Here is a 22,147-nt window from a genome sequence, read left to right as displayed (position 1 = left end):
GCGCAGGCAGGCCCTGACCAGCCACGGCCGCGGCCAGCTGCGCATCGGCACCGTCCACATCGATGCCCTGTCGTGCGTACCACGCCGGGTCGTAATAGCTCTGCGCGTAGCGCTCGCCACTGTCGCACAGGATGCTGACGATGCTGCCGTGGCGGCCGGCTTCGCGCATCCACTGCGCCGCCTGCAGCACACCGATGAAGTTGGTGCCGGTGGAGCCTCCCACGCGCCGACCGAGCTGCCGGCTGACGTGGCGCATGGCTGCCAGGCTCAATGCATCCGGCACCTTCACCATCGCATCGACGCTGGTTGGAATGAAGCTCGGCTCCACCCGCGGTCGGCCGATGCCTTCCACACGGGAGCCACCGCTGCAGGTCAGGTCACGCCACTGCTGCTCGCCCGCCACCGCCGCCTGGTAGCCCTCGAAGAACACCGAGATCTCCGGATCCGCGCAGAGGATGCGGGTGTCGTGCCGCCGGTAGCTGACGTAGCGGCCCAGCGTGGCCGCAGTGCCGCCGGTGCCTGGGCTGCAAACGATCCACTCGGGTACCGGGCTGGGCTCTTCGGCCATCTGCTTGAAGATGGACTCGGCGATGTTGTTGTTGGCGCGCCAGTCAGTGGCCCGTTCGGCGTAGGTGAACTGGTCCATGAAGTGACCGCCGGTTTCGCGCGCCAGCCGTTCCGATTCGCAGTTGAGATCACAGGCGCGCTCGACCAGGTGGCAGCGGCCACCATGGAATTCGATGGCAGCGATCTTTTCCGGCGAGGTCGTGGCCGGAATCACCGCGATGAAGGGCAGCCCCAGCAGGCGTGCGAAATACGCTTCGGACACGGCGGTCGAGCCGCTCGACGCCTCGATCACCGGCCGCCCTTCGCGCAGCCAGCCGTTGGCCAGCGCGTACAGGAACAGCGAACGCGCCAAGCGGTGCTTGAGGCTGCCGGTGGGGTGGCTGGATTCATCCTTCAGGTAGACATCGATGCCTTCGAACCCGGGCAGCGCCATCGGGATCAGGTGGGTATCGGCGGACCGGTTGAAATCGGCTTCGATCTTGCGGATGGCCGCAGCCACCCAGGCGCGCTGGGACATGGAACGCCACTTCGGTGAGTACAGCTGCGCATTCTACTCCGCCCGCACCGCTGCAACGGGCGCCGCGGCCGCCCTGCACGGCCACGGCGCCTCCACTTCAGATCTTGAAATCGTCGTATGCGATCCGCTCTTCCGTCACCCCCAGCCGCTGCAGCAGCTGCCGGGTCGCGGCCAGCATCGGTGGTGGCCCGCACAGGTAGAACTCGCAGCCGGAAAGATCCGGATGCCGCTGCAGCAGATCCTCATGGATGGCGTCATGCACGCGCCGGCCAGTTCCCTGCCCGGACCAGACGGGATGCCAGCTGAAGTTCGCGTGCGCTGCCTGCAGGGCCTGCATCTGCGCCATGTAGGGGCAATCGCGGTCGCTGCGGGCACCGTACCAGTAGTGGATGCGCTCCTGCCCTCCCTCGGAAAGCCGATGTTCGATCATCGCCCGCAGCGGCGCCATGCCGGCGCCGGCTCCGATGAAGATCTTTTCCCGGGACACGCCGCTGAGCGCGAAATCACCGAACGGTCCGCTGTAGCGGACGCGATCGCCGGGGCGCAACGAGTACAGATAGCTGGACCCTTTGCCCGGCGGATGCCGCTTGCCCTGCTGCCAGCCAGGGCTGAACCGGGCCAGCAGCACCAGGCGCCCCGCTTCGGCGGCAACCGGCATCGCCAGCGAGTACGAACGACGCACCGCCGTCTTGTTGTGCAGGGTTTCCGGCAGGGCCAACGATGCCCAGTCCTGCCGGTGTTCGTCCGGATGCCAGAGCGCGGAACGGGGCAGCTCGTATTCGGGCACATGCAGCTGCAGGTAGCAGCCGGGTTGATAGAGTGCGTCGGCGGCGTGGTCCGGACGCAGGTGGATCTCGCGCAGGAACGGGGTCACCGCTTCGATCCGCTCGACCGTTGCCTCATGCTCGGTCCACAGGCTGGCACCGCCGGCTACCTCGATCTCCATATCCGCCTCCACCTGCAGGTTGCAGGCGAGCCGGCAGCCGACCTTCAGGCGCGACCCGGCCAGGTGCGCCCGATCTGCGGCGGAAGGGGTTCCAGCCTGTCCACGGACCCGGACTTCGCACAGTCCACAGCTCTGCCCGCCGCCGCAGTTGGAAGGCAGGTTCACGCCTTCGCGGGCCAGCGCCAGGTAGACACTGTCCCCCTGCGCCGCGGCCACGGTGCGCAGGTGCGTGCCTCCCGGGGCGAACACTGCCAACTGCCGGCGGCTGCGCCATCGATGTGGAACGAACTCATGCAGGCGGACGCTTGCCAGCAGCAGCCACGCGCCGGTCAAGGCCATCCACAGCCCCCCCAGCCCCATCCCCACCACCAGCGGATTGTTGAAGTTGGCCCGCGCCGCGTAGTCCATGATATGCAGCATCCAGAACACATCGAACAGCCGCCACGTTGCGGTGCGATGCTCGAGCACCTGTCCACTGTCGGCGGAGACGTAGACGGTGGTGTCCTGCGCATCACCGAAGTCCACCCGCCAGACCGGATCGGGATGGCTGCGCGTCTCCAGACTGTGCGCCAGATGCACCGGCACTGCGGGCACGCCCTGACCACGGTAGGCGGCCTGCGCGACGCGCAGCGCGATCACCGGATCGATGGTGATGCGCCTGCCATCACGCGCATCGATCACCTCGGTGCCTTCCGCTGACTGCAGTCGATACACCGGCGTCTGCAGCAGCCAGCCGCTGTCCAGGGTCGCGGCCGGCCATCGTGCGGCTCGCAGTGCATCGGCCGGTGAGACGGTGTCTGCCGGCCATGCCAGGGGCGCCGCGGGCGCAGCCCGCTGCGGAGTGCCGGCGATCCGGTCCGGGTCAAGCAGGCTCATGCCCAGTCCACTGCCGAGCCAGACCAGGAACTGCAGTCCGACCAGCACCCCGATCCACCTGTGCAGCCGGCGCAGCCACGGCGTCATGCGCGCCTCCTCTGGCCGAAGCTGTAGAACAGCAGCCACACGCCACTGAGACCGAATGCCAGTCCGATCACCGATGCGACGCGCAGCAGGCCATTGTTGACGTCGGTGCGCTGCTCGTAGTCCATGATGTGGAACATCCACAGGAAATCGAACCAGCGCCACAGGCTGTGCCGGCGCGCCAGCAGTTCGCCGCTGTCCGGTGACAGGTACAGCGTGGTGCTTCCGCGGTCAGCGAAATGGATGGCCCACATCGGCACCGGTCGCGTCTTCACTTCCGACGGCGCACGGGTCACCCATTCCACCCGCGCGACCTCGCCTGCGCCCTGGTACAGCGCTGTGGCCAGCGCGATGGCGCCATCCCGGTCCAGCCGCGGCAGGCGCTCTCCACTGCGGGCATCGACCAGGAAGCGTTCCGGTCCGCGCTGCACGTCGTAGACCTCACGCTCCAGCAGCCGCTTGAGGCGGAACGACTGCAGGCCGGGATAACGCGCGGCCAGCACATCGACACCGACCCGATCATGCACCGGCGCCAGCGGTTCGCCACGGACATGCGCCAGGTGGTCGCCATGGATCACCTGCAGCGGCACCACGGTCATGTAGACCCCGCTGAGCATCCACAGCAGCGCCTGCACACCGATCACCAGTCCGATCCATTTGTGGGCGCGGCGCGCCCAGAATGCGGGTTTCATCTACCTTCTCTCCCTTGCGGAGCACCCCCGCCGCAGGCGACGGGGGCGCGTGCGATCACCAGCGGTAGCCGATGCGTGCATACCAGCGACGACCGAGCAGGTCGTAGGTCATGGTGTCTGTGTTGGCGTCGGTATAGCTCTGGATGAACGGCGCCGAGCGATCAAAGACGTTGTCCACGCCCAGCGCCACATCCAGCGCCTTGCTGACCGCGTACCTGAGCTGGAGATTGTGATAGAACACCGATGGCGCATGATCACCGATGTCGCCACGCGCGGCATTGATGTCGTCGGCCCGGCCGATGTACTGGGTGGTCCAGGTACCGGACCATTGCCCACGGGACGCGTTCATCGACATCAGTCCACGCCACTTGGCATAGCTGCCACGGCCGCCGGTGATCCTGCCGGCATACGTGATCACCTCTGCTCCGGCATACGGGCGCACGTCATAACGCTGAAGGTAGGAGATGTCGGCACTGATGCTGGCGTCCATGCCCCACGGCTTGAACTCGTAGAGTGCGCCCAGGTCGTAGCCACTGACCTGTTCATCGGCCGTGTTCACCGGCTGCGACGACAGGTAGTTCACTTCGCCGGTGCGCGGGTCGCGGGTGAAGTTGCTGGCGTCGCAGAACGGATGCGCCAGCGAGGGAGTGTTGTAGCAGATGGCCAGCTTGGTGGAACCGGCGATGCGCTGGATCGCGTTTTCGATGCGGATGCGGTAGTAGTCCAGGGTGAGCGTCAGCCCGGGTGCGAACGTGGGTGTCCACACCACCCCGGCGGTGAAGGAGGTCGCATCTTCCGGCTCGAGATCCGCATTGCCGCCGGACGTGGTCAGGATGGTGTTGCCCGGCTGCACGTAACCAGCCGGCACGCCATCGGCCTGGCAGTTCGCACGCACGACCGAGCTGGCCTGCAGTCCGCTCCAGCCACTGCAGGGGTCGGTGGTGGTGAGGTTGCCCTCGGACACGCCACCGAACAGTTCGGGAATGTTGGGAATGCGGAATGCCGTGGCATAGGTGCTGCGCAGCTTCAGCGAAGGGCTGACCTGCCAGTCCAGCCCGGCCTTGTAGTTGAAGTCGCGCCCGAACAGGTCGTAGTCGGACACGCGGCCGGCCAGGTTGAGGTACAGCGAATCTGCGATGACCGCGTCCTGCAGCAGCGGCACCGCCAGCTCCATGTACGCTTCCTTGGCCGTGTATCGCCCGGTGATCGGATCCTGCTGGTTGGTGTTGCCGATGCCGAGCACGGTCAACGGATCCGGATCACGCCAACCGCGCTCCCTGCGCACCTCCACGCCCGCGGCGAATCCCACCCAGCCTGCCGGCAGCTCGAAGATCTGCCCGCTGAGATTGGCGGTGAAGCTCTTCTGCTCGTTTCCGCCGGTATCGCGCGAGGTGTACAGGATGTAATCCAGCACGTCACGGCTCAGGTCCCCGTAGCCGAGATAGTCGCCGCAGGGAATCGCTGCGCCGGGCGCGGTACTGCACAGGGACCGGTCCAGCGTCTGGTCGACGCGATCGAGGTTGGCGACATTGTCCGAACCATCCACGCCGGTGTTGCGCCCCCAGTTGAAGGCCACCGACCAGTCCCAGCTGGTGCCGAACTGGCCTTTCAGGCCCGCTACCACCCGGTAGGTGTCGGTCTCCTGGAAGAAGTGGCGGGGACCGGCCTCTTCCAGGCGCCGGCGCTGCAGCAGCAGATCCTGCCCGGTGGGATTGGTCGGATGGTCGGCGGCGATGTTGATCGGCCGGTAGACACCCAGCCCACCCGAGGTCGCCAGCTGCCTGGACTGGCGGTTGGTGTACATCGCTTCGATGAACGCGCGTGTGCTGTCATTCAACTGGCTGTCGCCGAACACGCTCAGGCTGAGCCGCTCGATCGGGTTGACCGCGTTGAGCGTGGGATTGCCGTTGTAGTTGTGCTTGGCCGCCGAATAGGGCTCGTAGAAATCGCCGTCGCCTCCGGGCACCTGGTTGAAGTTGACCCGTCGGCCATCCGCCAGCAGTGCACGACCACCGATGGTGGACGAACTGCCGGAGCAGACCAGCCGGCCATCGGATTCGATCAGGCCGCAGGGCGCGCGCGAGGCCATGTTGACCGCTCCGCTGTCGAAGTAGCTGACCGCAGCCATCAGCGAGCCGCGTTCGCTGCTGACACCCCAGCTGACATCGACCGAGGTTTCCTCGCCGTCGCCCTGGCTGGTCTGGCCATAGCGCACCACCGCTTCGGCACCCTCGAATCCCTGCTTGGTGATGATGTTGACCACGCCAGCCACCGCATCGGCGCCATAGATTGCCGATGCACCGTCCTTGAGCACCTCCACGCGCTCGATCAGTGAGACCGGAATGACATTGAGGTCGACCGAACTGTTGGCGCCGGTGCCGCCATTGACGATGCGCCGGCCGTTGAGCAGGACCAGGGTCCGGTTGATGCCGAGACCGCGCAGATTGACCTGGGTGGTGCCGTAGCCGTTCTCGGCCCAGTACGCATTGCTCTGGCTGCCCGCGAACCCTGCCGAGGCCGGCAGGCGCTGCAGCAGGGTTTCCACCGAGGTGGCGCCGGAACGTTCGATGGCCTCGGCATCGACCACGCTCACCGGGCCGACGCCTGACAGCTGCGCGCGCTTGATGTGGCTGCCGGTCACCTGCACGGTATCCAGCGTGCGTGCCTTCGCATCGGGCGACTGCGCATCCTGCGCGGCGACGGAGTGGACAACGGAGACGCACAGCAGACTGCCGATGGCCGCAGCCATGGCATTGGACTTCAGATACATGTTCTCTCTCCCGCAGGAATACTGTCTCTGGGTGCCCCCGCCACGATTCGGGCAAAGGGACACGACGGCGTCATGTCGACGCGGGGACAGCCGCTCAGGCGATGGGAGGTCGGAATACGCGGGAAAGTTTGCTGGCAGGCAGGATCAGTGCCGGCAGCGCAATGTCCAGCGCGATGCGCGGATGGGCGCTGGGCAGCAGCAGCGATGGCATCGGAGGGTAGAGACTCAACAGGCAGCGGCAGTCGCAGCCGGCCGCATCGACACAGCTGCAGTGATCCTTGTGCACGTCGCCGGCGGCCACCGGCGCCTGATCATGGCGGGTGTGGCCCGACGCCGGTGCCGCGCTGCGCGGTGTTGCCTGGCAGCCCGCAATCGCCCGGCCCGCGGAGCCTGCAGCGTCCCCGCCAGGCAGCGCCATGCGCGTCCCCGCCCACGCTCCGAAGACACCTTCGAAGAGGAGCACGGCCATCAGCAGCAGCGGCAGCCATCGGCGGTAAGGCATGGGACCCCTGAAGACCCTCGGTTATTTGTATATACATACAATCATTAGCGCGGCAGGCAACGGGCTGTCAACCGCCCGCGACGATGCGCGGGCGTCTCGCCATCCCTGCCGGATTCCCCTGCGTCCCACTGCCGCGCCGTACTGCTCCGGTTGCAGGTATTTCACCCGGCGTTGCGGAAGCGCTCATCCCATTGCGGACGCACACCGATTATCCTGCGCTGCAACATGACCTGACGATCCCAGATCGACAACGAGGATGCAAGCGAAGTGCGGGTTCCGGCAACTGCCGGTTTCAGATGCAACTTCCAGCCACTCTCCGCGGGTCATTTCCCTCTATTGCTGACAGGACGCGAATCATGAGCCTTTCTTCCCTCCAACAGGTCCCCGGCGTCGCCGCCCAGGCCCCGGCCGAAACCACCGGCTTCGTGTTCAACCACACCATGCTGCGGGTGAAGGACATCACCGCCTCGCTGGACTTCTACACCCGCGTGCTGGGCTACCGGCTGATCGACAAGCGTGACTTCGCCGAAGCGCAGTTCAGCCTGTATTTCCTGGCCTACGTGCCGTCCGGCGCCGTGGTGCCGGAAGACGATGCCGAGCGCCGCCTGTGGATGGCCGGCCTGCCGGGCGTGCTGGAGCTGACCCACAACCACGGCACTGAAGCCCAGGATGGCCCGGTCTACCACGACGGCAACAGCGATCCGCGCGGCTTCGGCCACATCTGCGTCTCGGTGCCCGAGCTGGAAGCTGCCTGCCAACGCTTCGAGGATCTGGGCGTGCCGTTCCAGAAGCGCCTGACCGACGGTCGCATGAAGAACATCGCCTTCATCAAGGACCCCGACGGCTACTGGGTGGAAATCATCGCCAACGCCTGATCCGGAAAGGGGCACAATTGCGCTGGCGCCAGGCCATGCCCGGCGGCCTTGCTCCGATATTCATCGCATGGGAAGCAGGCCGCGCTGCGCGCTCGCCGGGCGCGGCCCGGCGCTATCCACACTGTCCCCTTTTCTGTAGAGGTACGCATGGAAACTATGGAATTGCACCGCGGTCGATTGATCGACCACCTGCAGCTGGTGGTGCGCGACCTGCCGGCCAGCCGCCGCTTCTACCAGGCGGTGTTCGACACGATCGGCATTCCGGTTGCCGGCGAAGGGCCGGACTATTTCTGGGCTGACGAGCTGTTCATTTCCACCGCCAGCAGCGAAGCCGCTGCCGGCCAGCTGACCGGACGCCACCACCTGGCATTCCAGGCGCGCGATGCGGCGACCGTCGATGCGTTTCATGCTGCCGCCATCGCCGCTGGCGGCACCGACAACGGCGCACCGGGCGAGCGCCCCTATCATCCGGGCTACTACGGCGCGTTCGTGCTTGACCCGGATGGCAACAACATCGAGGTGGTCTATCACGGCCCGGCGCGCTACAGCGCCGATTCGGTGAAGGTGACGTTCTGATTCCACCGATGCCGTGAACGAAGAAGCCGGGCAGTGCCCGGCTTCTTTTTTCTACTGCGCCGGCGTCAATGCGCGGCCATGTAGATGTCCTGCAGCACGGCCTTTTCCAGCTCCAGCTCGCCCAGCAGATTCTTCACGATGTCGCCCAGGCTGAGGATGCCGACCAGCCGCGTGCCATCGGTGACCATCAGATGACGGCGCCGCGAGTACGTCATCAACGACATGGCCTGCTTCAGGGTGGCCTCCGGTGCGATGCCTTCCAGTCCCGTGGATGGCAAGGTGGAAATCACCCGGCGGCCGGCCTGCGGGCCATCGTCAGCCAGGGTACGCACGATGTCTTTCTCGGAGATGATGCCGACCGGCGCATCATCCTTCATCACCACCAGGGCAGCGATCCTGTTCGCGCTCATCTTGTGGGCGGCGGCACCGATGGTGTCTTCCGCATCGATGGTGATGACAGCTTCTTTCTTGGATTGCAGGAGTTCGCGGACGTTCATTCTTGTTTCCTGTTGCAGGTCACTGAAGTCAAAAAAGTGTGCTCTTCCGATTCGCCCCCTCCCCGGGAACAGACCTTTCAGCGCACGTCTGGCGCACCGGTCTGCCCATGGGAAATGCATCGGCAAGGCGAGGTGCTGCAACGCGAACGAGGCGGGTCCGGCAACGCAACCCGTATCTCGGTCGGCTCGATTCTACGACTGCGATCCTCGGTCACTACCGGCATCGATAGGACAGTACGTCGTGGGAACCTGCCGACGATCCAGAGAATGGCACTGCGGCTGAAACCGCCGCTGAACACGCGCGGTGCCGCGCGTTAAAGATTGATGGCCTGCTGCCGAACGCGGACAGAACACCCTGCGGGTGTCCCACTTGGCGCTGTGAGCGGCGCAAACGAAAGGGGGCCACGCGGCCCCCTTCACCTGAAGCATCCCATGCAGCCGATGGCGGTTACTCCACCGTCACGCTCTTGGCCAGGTTGCGCGGCTTGTCCACGTCGGTGCCACGCGCCAGTGCGGTGTGGTAGGCGAGCAGCTGCACCGGAATGGTATGCACCACCGGACTGAGCACGCCCGCGTGGCGCGGCGTACGGATCACATGCACGCCTTCGCTTTCGGAGAAGTTGCTGTCCTGGTCGGCGAACACGAACAGCTCGCCACCGCGCGCACGGACCTCCTGCATGTTCGACTTCACCTTCTCCAGCAGGCTGTCGTTGGGGGCGATCACCACCACCGGCATGTCCTCGTCCACCAGCGCCAGCGGACCGTGCTTGAGCTCGCCCGCCGGATACGCCTCGGCGTGGATATAGGAGATCTCCTTGAGCTTGAGCGAACCTTCCAGTGCGATCGGATAGTGCAGTCCACGGCCCAGGAACAGCGCGTTGGATTTGCGCGCGAAGCGCTCGGCCCAGGCCGCGATCTGCGGCTCCAGGTTCAACGCGTGCTGCACGCTGCCCGGCAGGAAGCGCAGCTGCTCCAGATAGTCGGCTTCCTGTGCGGCATCGACGCGCCCATGCAGCTTGCCCAGCACCACGGTCAGCTGGAACAGCGCGGCCAGCTGGGTAGTGAACGCCTTGGTCGAAGCCACGCCGATCTCGGCCCCGGCACGGGTATAGCAGACCAGTTCACTGGCGCGTGGAATCGCGCTTTCCGGCACGTTGCAGATCGACAGCGTGTGCTGGTGGCCGAGCGACTTGGCGTACTTCAGCGCCTCCATCGTGTCCAGCGTTTCGCCGGACTGGGAGATCGTCACCACCAGGTGCTTCGGGTTCGCGTACGCCGCGCGGTAGCGGTACTCGCTGGCGATCTCCACGCTGCACGGCAGGCCGGCGATGGACTCGATCCAGTAGCGCGCGGTCAGGCCGGCGTAGTAGCTGGTGCCACACGCCAGGATCTGCACGCCTTCGATGCCCGCCAGCACCGCCTCGGCATTCCTGCCGAACAGCTCGGCCGGGAAGCCACCGGCGTCGATCGCCGCCTCGATGGTGTCACCCAGCGCGCGCGGCTGCTCGTGGATTTCCTTCTGCATGAAATGGCGGTAAGGGCCGAGTTCCAGCGAGGCCAGCGACACGTCGGACAGGTGCACCTCGCGCTGTACCGGATGATCGTGCTCGTCGAAGATGCGCACACCCTCGCGGCGCACCTCGGCCGTGTCGCCCTCCTCCAGGAAGATCACCTTGCGGGTGGCCGAGATCACCGCCGAGACATCGGAGGCAACGAAATTCTCGCCCTCGCCCAGGCCGACCAGCAGCGGGCAGCCCATGCGTGCGCAGACGAAGCGCTCCGGCTCGGCACGGCTGACCACGGCCAGTGCATAGGCGCCGGTCAGTTCCTTCACGGTGCGCTGCAGCGCCACCAGCAGATCGTCACCGCTCTGCAGATGATGATGGATCAGGTGGGCGATCACTTCGGTGTCGGTCTGCGACTCGAAGGTGTAGCCCAGCGCGCGCAGCCGCTCGCGCTGTTCTTCATGGTTCTCGATGATGCCGTTGTGGACCAGGGCCACGCCCTGGCTGATGTGCGGATGCGCATTGGCCTCGGTGACGCCGCCATGGGTGGCCCAACGCGTATGGCCGATACCCAGCTGCGCATTGAACCCCTCGGCGGCGGCGGCAGCGGCCATCTCGGCGACCCGGCCGGTGCGGCGGACGCGGTGCACGTCAGGGCGATCGGTCGCGTCGATCACCGCGATGCCTGAAGAATCGTAGCCGCGGTACTCCAGTCGCTTCAGACCTTCGATCAGCACCGGCACCACGTCGCGATCAGCGATCGCTCCCACGATTCCACACATGTCACGCATTTCCTTGAAGACGGTCGCGGCATTCTAGCGTGCGTGTCCGGTTTCCCCCTCCTGTCCGCTTAATGAATGTGTCCGCACAGGTGTCCGCGGACACCCGGACACCGCCACTCGAATTGCAACTTATTGATAGGAAAGGAAATAAAGTTGGCACGCAACGTGCTTGGTATGGATCACCACCGTCAGGCACGAACCCGATGATCCGCGACACTTCCGCCCAGGACCAGATCGTTTCCTCCACCCCGGCCCGCCCGACCGCCGCCGCCTGGCATCGCTACCGTTGGCCGGCACTGGGCAGCATCGCCCTGCTCGCCGGCATCGGCTGGGCCGTGTACGCCTGGGCAAACGCCAGCCGCTCGTTCGACAGCAGCCGGGTGCGCATCGCCGAAGTGCAACGTGGCGACCTGGTGCGTGACATCGCTGCCGACGGCCGTGTGATCGCCGCCAACAGCCCGGTGCTGTATGCGATCTCCGCCGGTACCGTGGACCTGAAGGTCGTGGCCGGCGACGTGGTCAAGAAGGGACAGGAGCTGGCGATCATCGACAGCCCGGAACTGCGCAGCAAGCTGGCCCAGGAACAGGCCACCCTGGCTGGCCTGGAAGCCGAGGCCAGCCGCGCCGCGCTGGACGCAACGCTGGCCCGCGCCAAGTCGCGCAAGGAAACCGATCAGGCCACCATCGAGCGCCAGGCTGCCGATCGCGACCTGCAACGCTACCAGCGCGGCTTCGACGGCGGTGCCGTGCCGCAGATCGACCTGGCCAAGGCCCAGGACAGCCTGAAGAAGGCCGACATCAGCCTTGCCAACGCTACCACCGATGCCCGCCTGCAGAGCCAGGGCGCCGACCTGGATGCACGCAACAAGCGGTTGCTGGCCGATCGCCAGAAGGCGGTGGTGGCCGAAGTGCAGCGCCAGGTCGATGCGCTGACCCTGCGCGCGCCGTTTGATGGCCAGGTAGGCCAGGTGCAGGCCACCCAGTCCACCAACCTGGCGGCCAATGCGCCGGTGCTGGGCGTGGTGGACCTGTCCAAGTTCGAAGTCGAGATCAAGGTTCCGGAAAGCTTCGCTCGTGATCTGGCCATCGGCATGCCCGCACAGCTCACCGGCGGCAACGGCCAGCCGTTCCCGGGCGAGATCAGCGCGGTGTCGCCGGAAGTGGTGAACGGCGAGGTCAATGCCCGCGTGCGCTTCGCCGACAAGCAGCCCGAAGGCCTGCGCCAGAGCCAGCGCATGTCGGTCCGGGTGCTGCTGGATACCCGCAAGAACGTGCTGAAGGTCGAGCGCGGCCCGTTCGTCGAACAGGGCAACGGCGTGGCCTACGTGATGGATGGCCGCACGGCGGTGCGCCGTCCGGTGGAACTGGGCGTCAGCAGCCTGGGCGAAGTGGAAATCAAGTCGGGTGTGCAGCCGGGCGACCGTATCGTGGTCTCCGGCAGCGACCTGTTCAAGGACGCCGAACGCGTCTCCGTCAACTGATACATCCTGGAGAGAGGACACCCCATGTACATGCTCGAAATGCGTTCGGTCGCCAAGGTCTTCCGCACTGAACAGGTGGAAACCCATGCACTGCGCTCGCTGGAACTGCAGGTCAAGGAGGGCGAGTTCGTCGCCGTCACCGGTCCCTCCGGCTCCGGCAAGACCACCTTCCTCAACATCGCCGGCCTGCTGGAGACCTTCACCAGCGGCACCTACCTGCTTGATGGCGAGGATGTCAGCCAGCTCGGTGATGATGCGCGCAGCCGCCTGCGCAACCAGAAGATCGGCTTCATCTTCCAGGGCTTCAACCTGATTCCGGACCTGAACCTGTTCGACAACGTCGACGTGCCGCTTCGCTACCGCAAGATGAGTGCCGGCGAGCGCCGTGAGCGCATCGAGAAGGCGCTGACCCAGGTCGGCCTGGGCTCACGCATGAAGCACTACCCGAACGAACTGTCCGGCGGCCAGCAGCAGCGCGCGGCGATTGCCCGTGCCCTCGCCGGCAGCCCGCGCCTGCTGCTGGCCGACGAACCGACCGGCAACCTGGATACGCAGATGGCACGTGGCGTGATGGAGCTGCTGGAGGAAATCAACGCGGCCGGCACCACCATCGTCATGGTCACCCATGATCCAGAACTGGCCGCGCGTGCGCAGCGCAACGTGCACATCGTCGATGGCCAGGTCACCGACCTGGTGCGCGAGCCGGTGCTGTCCACCCCGCGCCGCATCGCCGCCGTCAACGAGTGAGGGCATGCCCATGTTCGCCTACTACGCTCGACTGGCGGTACGCAGCTTCCGCCGCAACAAGGTACTGACCGCGCTGATGGTGGTGGCCATCGCACTGGGCATCGGTGCCTCGATGACCACCCTGACCGTGTTCCATGTCCTGTCCGGCGATCCGATTCCGGAGAAGAGCGACCGCCTGTTCTACGCGCAGCTCGATCCGCGGCCGCGCTCCGGCTACCTGACGGACGAGGAGCCGGAAGGCCAGATGACGCGGTTCGACGCCGAAGCCCTGCTGCGCGAGAAGCGCGCCGTGCACCAGGCGATGATGAGTGGCGGCAGTGCCATCGTCGAGCCGGAGGGCAGCACCCTCAAGCCGTTCTCGGTGGATACGCGCTGGACCTCGGCGGACTTCTTCCCGATGTTCAACGTGCCGATGCAGTACGGCCGCGCCTGGTCTGCCAGCGACGACGATGCACACAGCCGCGTGGTGGTGCTGTCCAAGGCCATCAATGAAAAGCTGTTCCAAGGCGCCAACAGCGTGGGCCGCGAGATCCGCGTGAACAGCCAGTCGCTGCGCGTGATCGGCGTGATGAAGGAATGGAATCCCGAACCGCAGTTCTTCGACCTGACCACCGGTTCCTACGGCAAGGACGAGGACCTGCTGGTGCCGTTCTCCACTGCCATGGATCTGGATTTCGGCAACAACGGCAACATGAACTGCTTCCGCGACGGCGGCCCGGGCGGCGACAGCCACTCGCTCAGTGCGGCCTGCACCTGGATCCAGTACTGGGTCGAGCTGGAGCCGGGCAAGGTCGATGACTACCGCCGCTATCTGGTGAACTACTCCGACCAGCAGCGCGCTGCAGGCCGCTTCGAGCGTCCCGCCAACGTGCGTGTGCGCAGCGTCATGGAGTGGCTGGACTTCAACGGTGCGGTGCCCAGCGACGTGCGCCTGCAGATGTGGCTGGCGCTGGGCTTCCTGGGCGTGTGCCTGGTCAATACGGTCGGTCTGCTGCTGGCCAAGTTCCTGCGCCGCAGCGGTGAGATCGGCGTGCGGCGTGCGCTGGGTGCCAGCCGTGGGCAGATCTTCCTGCAGTGCCTGGTCGAAGCCGGTGCCATCGGCGTGGTCGGCGGTGTGCTCGGCATCGGCCTGGCCCTGATCGGTCTGGCCGCAGTGCGCAGGCAGCCGGTGGAGTACGCCCAGCTGGCCCATCTGGACGGCAGCATGCTGTTGCTCGCACTCGGCCTGACCCTGCTGGCCAGCCTGGCCGCCGGATTCCTTCCGGCCTGGCGTGCCATGCAGGTCACCCCCGCCATCCAGCTCAAGTCGCAGTAAGCACAAGGACACTGCCATGGATATCCGCCCCATCCTCAGCACGCTGCGCCGGCACAAGACCGCCGCTGCCCTGATCGTGCTGGAAATCGCGCTGACCTGCGCCATCGTCTGCAACGCGTTGTTCCTGGTCAGCCAGCGCGTGGAGAAGATCACCCAGCCCAGCGGCCTGGCCGAGAACGAACTGGTGATCGTCCGTACCAGTGGCATCGGTACCCAGACCAATGCCATGGCGCGTACCCAGGAAGACCTGGCCGCGCTGCGCGCCGTTCCCGGTGCGACCAGCGTGACCAAGGTCAACCAGCTGCCGTTCCGCCCCAGCTCGTCCAATACCAGCATCTCGCGCGAGCGCGACCAGGAACGGCCGACGACCTCGGCGACGCTGTACATGTTCAACGAAGGTGCGTTGTCCACCCTGGGCCTGCAGCTGGTGGCCGGCCGTGACTTCCTGCCCGGCGAGTACATCGACTTCGAGGACGCACGCAAGTCGGCCAGCACCACACCGGACAAGGCTTCGGCGGTGATCCTCAACCAGGCCGTGGCCGAGAAGATGTTCCCGGGCCAGAACCCGCTGGGCAAGACCTTCTACATGGGTCGGCAGGCGCTGCACGTGGTGGGCGTGGTTGCCCACCTCGCGCCGCCGACGGACTGGAACAACAACACCACCCTGTCGATGATCCTGCCGGTGCGCACCGACTTCGCCAGCGGCGGCCCGTACATGCTGCGCACCACGCCTGAACGCCGCGATGAAGTGCTGAAGGGTGCCCTGGCGGCCCTGGAACGCAACGATCCCAACCGCCTGGTGCGCGAGAAGCTCAGCTATGAGGACCAGCGCAACGACTACTTCAAGAACGACCGGGCGATGGTCGGGCTGCTGGTCACCGTATGCATCGCCCTGCTGGTGGTGACGGCGCTGGGCATCGTCGGCCTGGCCAGCTTCTGGGTGCAGCAGCGCAGCAAGCAGATCGGCATCCGCCGTGCCCTCGGTGCCACCCGCGGCCAGGTGCTGCGCTACTTCCAGACCGAGAACTTCCTGCTGGCCTCGCTGGGCATCGTGCTGGGCATGCTGGCGGCCTACGCCATCAATCTGTGGTTGATGAACATGTACGAGCTGCCTCGCATGCCGCTGCTGTACCTGCCGCTGGGTGCGGTGCTGCTGTGGGCACTGGGCCAGATCGCCGTGTTCGGCCCTGCGCGCCGGGCGGCCGCCGTGCCTCCGGCCGTCGCCACGCGGGGGGCCTGACATGCGCGCACCTTTCCTGGCGATGATGCTGATGCTGCCGCTGCCGGCCCTTGCCGGCAGCAGCAACCAGCAGACCCTGAGCTGGCAGGACGACGGCGCCCATGTGGCGCTGGCTTCCTCGGGCGGCCACGTGCGGGTCGATGCGGCGCATCCGGAGGCGCGCTTCGGCGTGCGCCGTGGCGACCGCATCCTGCGCGTGGACGATACCGCCGTGCAGCAGGTCGACCAGCTGACAGCCGCGATGCAGGCCACCGACGCATCCAGCGTACGGCTGCTGCTGCAGCGCGATGGAAAGACGCTGACCGTGCCGGTGTCCCTGGCTGGCTGGCGGCCCCTGCTGTCACCGCCCACCGCACCACCACCGCCGCCGGCTCCGCCGCCGCCACGACGGTGATCCGGCACCGGCTGCAGGGCGGCAGCTTTTAGCTATGCTTGATGGGTGGCGCCGGCTCCTGCCGGCGCCCTGGAACCTACAGCTCTCTCCGGCGCTGCCCATCCCTTTTCCAGAACCGGTCCATGCCCGCGATCCTCATCATCGACGACAACGCCAGCGTGGGCACCGCGCTGGACGTGCTGTTCTCCCTGCACGACATCGACACGCTGCAGGCACAGAGCCCGGCCGAAGGCCTGGCCCTGCTCGAATCGCAGCCGGTGGACCTGGTGATCCAGGACATGAACTTCAGCGAGGACACCACCTCCGGCGAGGAAGGTGAGGCTCTGTTCGCACAGATCCGCGCACGCCACCCCGACCTGCCGGTGATCCTGCTGACCGCCTGGACCCATCTGAGCAGCGCGGTGGACCTGGTCAAGGCCGGTGCGGCCGATTACCTGGCCAAGCCCTGGGACGACCGCAAGCTGCTGACCACGGTCAACAACCTGCTGGAACTGTCCGAAGCACGTCGCGAACTTGACCGTCGGCGCGAACGCGAGCAGCGCCAGCGCACCGCGCTGGAACAGAAGTACGACCTCAGTGGTGCCGTCTTCGCCGATCCTGCCAGTGAACGCGTGATCGCCCTGGCCTGCCAGGTCGCACGCTCCGAACTGCCGGTCCTGATCACCGGACCCAATGGCGCCGGCAAGGAGAAGATCGCGCAGATCATCCAGGCCAATTCGCTGGTGGCAAAGGGACCGTTCGTCACGGTCAACTGTGGTGCGCTGCCGTCCGAGCTGATCGAAGCCGAGCTGTTCGGCGCCGAGGCAGGTGCCTACACCGGTGCCAACAAGGCGCGCGAAGGCAAGTTCGAGGCGGCCGATGGAGGCACCCTGTTCCTGGATGAGATCGGCAACCTGTCGCTGGGCGGGCAGATGAAGCTGCTGCGCGTGCTGGAGACCGGTCGCTTCGAGCGCCTGGGCTCCAACCGCGAACGCCAGGTCAAGGTACGCGTGGTCAGCGCCACCAATGCCGACCTGCCGGCGATGATCCGCGACGGCACGTTCCGCGAGGACCTGTACTACCGCCTCAACACCGTGGAGCTGGTGCTGCCGCCGCTGGCCGAGCGGCCCGGCGACATCCTGCCGCTGGCCGAACGCTTCCTGGCGGGCGGCAAGCCGTTGTCCAGCGCCGCCGCTGCCGCGTTGCAACGGCACCCGTGGCCGGGCAACGTGCGCGAACTGCGCAACGTGATCCAGCGCGCCGAGCTGCTGGCCACCGGCAACCGCATCGAAGTGACCGATCTCAACCTGCCACGCGCTCCGGCTGCGCCACGCCCGGCGCCGAGCGCCGGCAACGATCCGGACCGCACGCGCATCGAGGAGGTACTGGCGCGCAATCATGGGGTCATCGCGCAGGCGGCCGCCGAACTCGGTCTCAGCCGCCAGGCACTGTACCGGCGCATGGACCGCCACGGCATTCCGCGCGAATGAAGCGACGCTCGTTCACCTTCCGCCTGTTCCTGCGCCTGCTGCCGGTGCTGGCGCTGGCTGCCGCGCTGCCCTGGCTGCTGGCCTACTGGCTCGACCACGGCTGGGCGGTGGCCATCGTATCCACGGTGATCCTGCTTGCCCTGATGTGGTGGGCGCTGCGCCGCGCCACCGCACCGGTCCGCTCGCTGATGCGTGCGTTGTCCGGCACCACCAGCAGCTACCGCGATGGCGAGTACAACTTCGGCGTTCACTGGGAAGGCAATGACGAACTGGGTGACCTGGTGAAGGCGCATCGCGAGCTGGGCGACGTGCTGCGCGAGCAGCGCCAGGGTCTGGTGCAACGCGAACTGCTGCTGGACACGATGGTGCAGAACACGCCCGTGGCGATGCTGCTGATCGCATCAGGCGGTGATGGCATCGCCCGTGTGGTGTTCTCCAACCTGGCTGCGCGCAAGCTGCTGCATGGTGGCTGGAAGCTGGAGGGCCAGCGCCTGGAGGAGGTGCTGGAGCAGGTGCCGGTGGAACTGCGCGACGCCATCGCCCGCGGCGGCGACAGCCTGTTCGCGGTGCAGGCCGAAGGCGAGGACGGCGACGAGGATGACGAGCAGGTCTACCATCTCTCGCGGCGCGCGTTCCATCTCAATGGACGGCCCCATGATCTGCTGCTGGTGCGTCTGCTCACCGCCGAGCTGCGCAGGCAGGAAGTCCAGACCTGGAAGAAGGTGATCCGGGTGATCAGCCACGAGCTGAACAATTCGCTGGCACCGATTGCCTCGCTGGCGCATTCCGGAGGGGAACTGGTCAAGCGTGAGCGGTTCGACCGCCTGCCGGAGATCTTCACCACCATCGAAGATCGCGCCCGCCACCTGGAGGGGTTCATCCGCGGATACGCACGCTTCGCCAAGCTGCCACAGCCCCAGCTGCAGACCGTGCACTGGGCCCCGTTCCTGTCCAGCCTGCGCCAGCAGATTCCGTTCGGCATGGAGCAGGAGCCGGACGAGGAGATGAGCAGCCGCATCGATATCGCGCAGTTCGGGCAGGCACTGCTGAACCTGCTGAAGAACGCGCACGAAGCCTGCGCGGAAGCCGATCCGCCCAACGATGACGTGCAGGTGCAGTTGACCCGCCTGCCCCAGTGGCTGCGTCTGGATGTGCTTGATCGCGGCAAAGGCATGAACGAGCAGGTACTGCAGAATGCGTTGATGCCGTTCTATTCGACCAAGCGCAACGGCACCGGGCTGGGACTGGCGCTGACCCGGGAGATCGTGGAGGCGCACGGTGGACGGGTGTCGCTGCAGAACCGCAGTGAGGGTGGGTTGTGTGTTTCGATCCTGCTGCCGGCGGGGTGAGGTGACGCTCCGGGAAGCGGAAGCGGTCGCTCCGCCCGCCGGGCATGACCCGGCGCTGCCCGACATCATTGGCGAAGGCACCCCGGAACGACCTTCAGCCATCCATCGAAGACAGGACACGCCGCATCGCCACCCGTAGATGCATCGGAAACCCCAATGCGGCTTCCTCCGCCATCACGGCCTGCAGCCCGTCACCCCATTCCTCCTGCGCAAGCCCCACGAATCCCTCGCCGGCATAGAACGGCGCATTCCACGGCACGTCTGCCAGCGTCGTCAGCACCGCAGAGCGATAGCCCTGGGTCCTGGCCATTGCCAACGCGTGCCGCAGCAAAGCACGACCATGGCCACGACGCGCATGCGCCGGGTCCACATCCATCTGCAGCACATGGAATTCGCCGCACAGCCCGCCTGCCAGCAGGTAACCGGCGATGCCGCCGCCCTCGGCGTCATCCACCACCCACAGCTGCCCACGCCGGAGGCCGTCCCGCAGCGCCTGCAGATCCAGGCCGTGGCCGGCGAACACCGGATAGGCTTCGTGGCCCTTCAGCAGTTCGCCGGCACGCTGTTCGATCGCCGGCAGCACGCCGAGCTCGTCGGCATGCGGAATCCGTGGCTCAGGATTTCTTGACCGGCCGCTTCCAGCCATCGATGGTTTCCTGCCGTGCGCGTGCCAGCGTCAGCTTGCCGTCCGGCGCGGTGCGCGTGATGACCGAACCGGCGGCGATGGTGGCGCCCTCGCCGATCAGCACCGGCGCCACCAGCGAGCTGTTGGAACCGATGAAGGCATTGTCGCCGATGGTCGTGGTCGACTTGTTCACGCCGTCGTAGTTGCAGGTGATGGTGCCGGCGCCGATGTTCACCTTGCTGCCGATCACCGCATCGCCCAGATAGGTCAGGTGGTTGGCCTTGCTGCCCACGCCGAGGGTCACTTTCTTGGTCTCCACGAAGTTGCCTACGTGGACGCCATCGGCGAGCACGGTGCCCGGGCGCAACCGGGCGAACGGACCGACCGATGCGGCACCTTCGGTGACCACCCCTTCCAGGTCGCAGTGCGCGCGCACTTCGGTGCCCGGCCCGAGCGTCACGTCCTTGAGTCGATTGAACGGGCCGATGGTCACGCCATCTCCCAGCACCACCTTGCCCTCAAGAATGACATCGACATCGATGAGCACATCGCTGCCGACCGTCACGCTGCCGCGGATATCCAGCCGTGACGGGTCCAGCACGCGCGCGCCCTGCGCGCACAGCGCACGTACTGCGCGGCGCTGCCACGCGCGCTCGAGCTGCGCCAGCTGCCAGGGATCGTTCGCCCCTTCTGCTTCCTGCACATCGGCCACCAGAGCCATCTCGGCCGGGGTGAACTCACGGGCTGCAAAGGCAAATACGTCGGTCAGGTAGTACTCGCCCTGCGCGTTGCTGTTGGACAGCTGCGAGAGCCACCGGCGCAGCGCGGTCGATTCGGCGGTGATGATGCCGGTATTGATCGTGCGCACGCGCAGCTGGTCATCGCTGGCGTCCTTCTGTTCGACGATGGCGCCGACCCGGCCCTCGGCGTCGCGCAGCACGCGGCCATAACCGGTCGGGTCATCGACATCGGCCACAAGCACGGCCAGCCGGCCCGGCTGCGCCAGCAGGTCGCGCAGCGTCTGCGCGCGGATCAACGGCACATCGCCGTACAGCACCAGCACCTGCGCGGCGTCGGGCACCTGCGGCATCGCCTGCGCGACCGCGTGGCCGGTCCCCAGCTGCTGTGCCTGCTCGGCCCATTGCAGGTCGGTCTGGTCGGCGAAGTGGCGCCGCACTGCCTCGCCACCATGGCCATATACCACGTGGATCGCAGCGGGGTCGAGCTCGCGGGCGGCAGCGATGACATGCGCGAGCATCGGCTGCCCGGCGATCGGCTGCAGCACCTTCGGCAGCACCGACTTCATGCGCTTGCCGGCACCTGCGGCCAGGATGATCACGTGCAGGGGTTGGGTCATGGGGGGAATCCGTGGTTCGATGACACCGATTCTAGAGCGTGGCCCGTTAACATGGATGCCCCTCCTTCTTCAGCATGCCGATGAGCCTCATCCGCCAGGGAAGCACCTACCTCGTCATCGGGCTCGTGCAGCTGCTGGTCGACTGGGTGGTCTTCGTGGCGGCCACCGCACTGGGGTTGCCGGTTGCACCGGCCAACGTCACGGGCCGGCTGGCGGGGATGCTGCTGGGCTTCTGGCTCAACGGTCGCTACACGTTCGCCGAGCCGGGCACGCACAAGCTGGGCTGGAAGCGCTTTGCGCGCTTCTGCGCGCTGTGGCTGCTGCTGACGGCGGCCAGCACGCTGCTGGTCAGCCTGGTCGACCAGGCTCTGGGCCTGCGCTACGCGTGGCTGGCCAAGCCGCTGGTCGAGGGCGGACTGGCGGCGGTGTCGTTCCTGCTGATGCGCCACGTGGTCTACCGCTGACCGGCGGTGATGGCGCACAAACAAAAACGCCGGCACGAGGCCGGCGTTTTTGTGGGTGTGGCGAGCCTCAGTGCTTGAGGTTCTTGCGCAGGCGCTCCAGCGCCTGCAACTGGACCACGGCCTCGGCCAGCTTCTGCTGGGCTTCGGCCACTTCCATGGCTTCACCACGGTTGGCCAGGATGCGCTCGGCTTCTTCCTTGGCCTTGCGGACCGAGGCTTCGTCGATGTCCTGCGCGCGGATCGCGGTGTCGGCCAGCACGGTCACCACCTGCGGCTGAACCTCCAGGATGCCGCCGGAAATGGCGAAATCCAGCTGCTCGCCGTTCGGCGTGGTCACCACCACCTTGCCCGGCTTCAGGCGGGTGATCAGCGGTGCGTGCTTGGGCGCGATGCCCAGTTCGCCCAGCTCACCGGTGGCCACGACCAGGGTCGCTTCGCCACGGAAGATTTCCTGCTCGGCGCTGACGATGTCGCAACGGATCGTGCTCATGCAAATCTCTTCGCTGTTCGCGGTGGC

General features: G+C 66.5%; 20 protein-coding genes. 10 read left to right on the top strand and 10 right to left on the bottom strand.

Going from position 1 to position 22,147, the window contains the following annotated elements; all coding sequences use genetic code 11:
• The 5 genes from N7367_RS09115 to N7367_RS09095 form a co-directional block, all read right to left on the bottom strand.
• A partial coding sequence (locus N7367_RS09115) for a PLP-dependent cysteine synthase family protein (RefSeq protein WP_279942228.1) occupies positions 1–1,084 on the bottom strand: 1,084 nt, incomplete at its 3' end.
• A gap of 97 nt (positions 1,085–1,181) precedes the next feature.
• Positions 1,182–2,993 (bottom strand): 2Fe-2S iron-sulfur cluster-binding protein, encoded by a 1,812-nt coding sequence (locus N7367_RS19380; protein WP_345781894.1) that lies wholly within the window; start codon positions 2,991–2,993, stop codon positions 1,182–1,184.
• On the bottom strand, positions 2,990–3,682 hold the full coding sequence (locus tag N7367_RS19375; RefSeq protein ID WP_345781893.1) for a hypothetical protein: 693 nt from the start codon (positions 3,680–3,682) through the stop codon (positions 2,990–2,992). Before N7367_RS19375 ends, N7367_RS19380 begins: the two co-directional genes overlap by 4 nt.
• Positions 3,683–3,737: 55 nt before the next feature.
• Entirely contained in the window at positions 3,738–6,452 is a 2,715-nt protein-coding gene (locus tag N7367_RS09100) for a TonB-dependent receptor (RefSeq protein WP_279942227.1), read from the bottom strand.
• 94 nt (positions 6,453–6,546) lie between these two features.
• Entirely contained in the window at positions 6,547–6,954 is a 408-nt protein-coding gene (locus N7367_RS09095) for a CopL family metal-binding regulatory protein (protein WP_053518715.1), read from the bottom strand.
• 356 nt (positions 6,955–7,310) lie between these two features.
• Here N7367_RS09095 and gloA point away from each other — a divergent pair, with 356 nt between their 5' ends.
• Positions 7,311–7,829 carry a lactoylglutathione lyase gene (gene gloA / locus N7367_RS09090; RefSeq protein WP_053518716.1) on the top strand — a complete coding sequence of 173 codons (519 nt, stop codon included), beginning with the start codon at positions 7,311–7,313 and terminating at the stop codon, positions 7,827–7,829.
• Between the two features lie 147 nt (positions 7,830–7,976).
• Positions 7,977–8,405, top strand: coding sequence for a VOC family protein (locus N7367_RS09085; protein WP_053518717.1), 429 nt, complete (start codon positions 7,977–7,979; stop codon positions 8,403–8,405).
• 65 nt (positions 8,406–8,470) lie between these two features.
• On the opposite strand, the gene N7367_RS09080 is transcribed toward N7367_RS09085, so the two are convergent.
• Both N7367_RS09080 and glmS read right to left on the bottom strand, forming a co-directional pair.
• Positions 8,471–8,902: a CBS domain-containing protein gene (locus N7367_RS09080; protein WP_053518718.1), complete on the bottom strand. Its 432-nt coding sequence runs from the start codon at positions 8,900–8,902 to the stop codon at positions 8,471–8,473.
• 448 nt (positions 8,903–9,350) lie between these two features.
• The gene (gene glmS, locus N7367_RS09075) at positions 9,351–11,189 is read right to left on the bottom strand and encodes a glutamine--fructose-6-phosphate transaminase (isomerizing) (RefSeq protein WP_065181785.1); all 1,839 of its coding nucleotides are present in this window, start codon (positions 11,187–11,189) and stop codon (positions 9,351–9,353) included.
• Positions 11,190–11,392: 203 nt separating this feature from the next.
• Here glmS and N7367_RS09070 point away from each other — a divergent pair, with 203 nt between their 5' ends.
• The 7 genes from N7367_RS09070 to N7367_RS09035 all read left to right on the top strand — a co-directional run bounded on the left by N7367_RS09070 (position 11,393) and on the right by N7367_RS09035 (position 19,184).
• The gene (locus tag N7367_RS09070; protein ID WP_053518722.1) at positions 11,393–12,670 is read left to right on the top strand and encodes an efflux RND transporter periplasmic adaptor subunit; all 1,278 of its coding nucleotides are present in this window, start codon (positions 11,393–11,395) and stop codon (positions 12,668–12,670) included.
• A 24-nt stretch (positions 12,671–12,694) separates the two neighbouring features.
• Positions 12,695–13,417, top strand: a complete 723-nt coding sequence (locus N7367_RS09065; RefSeq protein WP_128988996.1) for an ABC transporter ATP-binding protein — start codon at positions 12,695–12,697, stop codon at positions 13,415–13,417.
• A gap of 10 nt (positions 13,418–13,427) precedes the next feature.
• Positions 13,428–14,732: an ABC transporter permease gene (locus N7367_RS09060; protein WP_053518747.1), complete on the top strand. Its 1,305-nt coding sequence runs from the start codon at positions 13,428–13,430 to the stop codon at positions 14,730–14,732.
• Positions 14,733–14,748: 16 nt separating this feature from the next.
• Positions 14,749–15,972 (top strand): FtsX-like permease family protein, encoded by a 1,224-nt coding sequence (locus N7367_RS09055; protein WP_053518725.1) that lies wholly within the window; start codon positions 14,749–14,751, stop codon positions 15,970–15,972.
• A gap of 1 nt (position 15,973) precedes the next feature.
• Complete coding sequence (locus N7367_RS09050; protein WP_279942226.1) at positions 15,974–16,366, top strand: PDZ domain-containing protein; 393 nt, start codon at positions 15,974–15,976, stop codon at positions 16,364–16,366.
• Positions 16,367–16,488: 122 nt separating this feature from the next.
• Positions 16,489–17,835, top strand: coding sequence for a sigma-54 dependent transcriptional regulator (locus N7367_RS09045; RefSeq protein ID WP_074899853.1), 1,347 nt, complete (start codon positions 16,489–16,491; stop codon positions 17,833–17,835).
• Positions 17,832–19,184, top strand: a complete 1,353-nt coding sequence (locus N7367_RS09035) for an ATP-binding protein (protein ID WP_053518729.1) — start codon at positions 17,832–17,834, stop codon at positions 19,182–19,184. Before N7367_RS09045 ends, N7367_RS09035 begins: the two co-directional genes overlap by 4 nt.
• Positions 19,185–19,278: 94 nt before the next feature.
• On the opposite strand, the gene N7367_RS09030 is transcribed toward N7367_RS09035, so the two are convergent.
• Both N7367_RS09030 and glmU read right to left on the bottom strand, forming a co-directional pair.
• Complete coding sequence (locus N7367_RS09030; RefSeq protein WP_197600912.1) at positions 19,279–19,830, bottom strand: GNAT family N-acetyltransferase; 552 nt, start codon at positions 19,828–19,830, stop codon at positions 19,279–19,281.
• Positions 19,799–21,166: a bifunctional UDP-N-acetylglucosamine diphosphorylase/glucosamine-1-phosphate N-acetyltransferase GlmU gene (glmU, locus tag N7367_RS09025; protein ID WP_065175197.1), complete on the bottom strand. Its 1,368-nt coding sequence runs from the start codon at positions 21,164–21,166 to the stop codon at positions 19,799–19,801. Before glmU ends, N7367_RS09030 begins: the two co-directional genes overlap by 32 nt.
• Before the next feature lie 80 nt (positions 21,167–21,246).
• Here glmU and N7367_RS09020 point away from each other — a divergent pair, with 80 nt between their 5' ends.
• Positions 21,247–21,630, top strand: coding sequence for a GtrA family protein (locus N7367_RS09020; RefSeq protein WP_053518733.1), 384 nt, complete (start codon positions 21,247–21,249; stop codon positions 21,628–21,630).
• 67 nt (positions 21,631–21,697) lie between these two features.
• Here N7367_RS09020 and N7367_RS09015 read toward each other — a convergent pair whose 3' ends face one another.
• Positions 21,698–22,120, bottom strand: coding sequence for a F0F1 ATP synthase subunit epsilon (locus N7367_RS09015; RefSeq protein WP_005419509.1), 423 nt, complete (start codon positions 22,118–22,120; stop codon positions 21,698–21,700).
• Positions 22,121–22,147: the final 27 nt, after the last annotated feature.

It is taken from the genome of Stenotrophomonas sp. GD04145 (genome assembly GCF_029835135.1).
Lineage (GTDB): Bacteria > Pseudomonadota > Gammaproteobacteria > Xanthomonadales > Xanthomonadaceae > Stenotrophomonas > Stenotrophomonas maltophilia_P.
The sequence above is the reverse complement of the archived record's forward strand: the minus strand, read 5'-3'. Positions and strand labels throughout refer to the sequence as shown.

Excerpts from the sequence above, each read along its gene's own strand:
- N7367_RS19380 (WP_345781894.1), bottom strand. The coding sequence starts at position 2,993 with ATGACGCCGTGGCTGCGCCGGCTGCACAGGTGGATCGGGGTGCTGGTC.
- N7367_RS19375 (WP_345781893.1), bottom strand. The coding sequence starts at position 3,682 with ATGAAACCCGCATTCTGGGCGCGCCGCGCCCACAAATGGATCGGACTG.
- N7367_RS09100 (WP_279942227.1), bottom strand. The coding sequence starts at position 6,452 with ATGTATCTGAAGTCCAATGCCATGGCTGCGGCCATCGGCAGTCTGCTG.
- N7367_RS09095 (WP_053518715.1), bottom strand. The coding sequence starts at position 6,954 with ATGCCTTACCGCCGATGGCTGCCGCTGCTGCTGATGGCCGTGCTCCTC.
- gloA (WP_053518716.1), top strand. The coding sequence starts at position 7,311 with ATGAGCCTTTCTTCCCTCCAACAGGTCCCCGGCGTCGCCGCCCAGGCC.
- N7367_RS09085 (WP_053518717.1), top strand. The coding sequence starts at position 7,977 with ATGGAAACTATGGAATTGCACCGCGGTCGATTGATCGACCACCTGCAG.
- N7367_RS09080 (WP_053518718.1), bottom strand. The coding sequence starts at position 8,902 with ATGAACGTCCGCGAACTCCTGCAATCCAAGAAAGAAGCTGTCATCACC.
- glmS (WP_065181785.1), bottom strand. The coding sequence starts at position 11,189 with ATGTGTGGAATCGTGGGAGCGATCGCTGATCGCGACGTGGTGCCGGTG.
- N7367_RS09070 (WP_053518722.1), top strand. The coding sequence starts at position 11,393 with ATGATCCGCGACACTTCCGCCCAGGACCAGATCGTTTCCTCCACCCCG.
- N7367_RS09065 (WP_128988996.1), top strand. The coding sequence starts at position 12,695 with ATGTACATGCTCGAAATGCGTTCGGTCGCCAAGGTCTTCCGCACTGAA.
- N7367_RS09060 (WP_053518747.1), top strand. The coding sequence starts at position 13,428 with ATGTTCGCCTACTACGCTCGACTGGCGGTACGCAGCTTCCGCCGCAAC.
- N7367_RS09055 (WP_053518725.1), top strand. The coding sequence starts at position 14,749 with ATGGATATCCGCCCCATCCTCAGCACGCTGCGCCGGCACAAGACCGCC.
- N7367_RS09050 (WP_279942226.1), top strand. The coding sequence starts at position 15,974 with ATGCGCGCACCTTTCCTGGCGATGATGCTGATGCTGCCGCTGCCGGCC.
- N7367_RS09045 (WP_074899853.1), top strand. The coding sequence starts at position 16,489 with ATGCCCGCGATCCTCATCATCGACGACAACGCCAGCGTGGGCACCGCG.
- N7367_RS09035 (WP_053518729.1), top strand. The coding sequence starts at position 17,832 with ATGAAGCGACGCTCGTTCACCTTCCGCCTGTTCCTGCGCCTGCTGCCG.
- N7367_RS09030 (WP_197600912.1), bottom strand. The coding sequence starts at position 19,830 with ATGGCTGGAAGCGGCCGGTCAAGAAATCCTGAGCCACGGATTCCGCAT.
- glmU (WP_065175197.1), bottom strand. The coding sequence starts at position 21,166 with ATGACCCAACCCCTGCACGTGATCATCCTGGCCGCAGGTGCCGGCAAG.
- N7367_RS09020 (WP_053518733.1), top strand. The coding sequence starts at position 21,247 with ATGAGCCTCATCCGCCAGGGAAGCACCTACCTCGTCATCGGGCTCGTG.
- N7367_RS09015 (WP_005419509.1), bottom strand. The coding sequence starts at position 22,120 with ATGAGCACGATCCGTTGCGACATCGTCAGCGCCGAGCAGGAAATCTTC.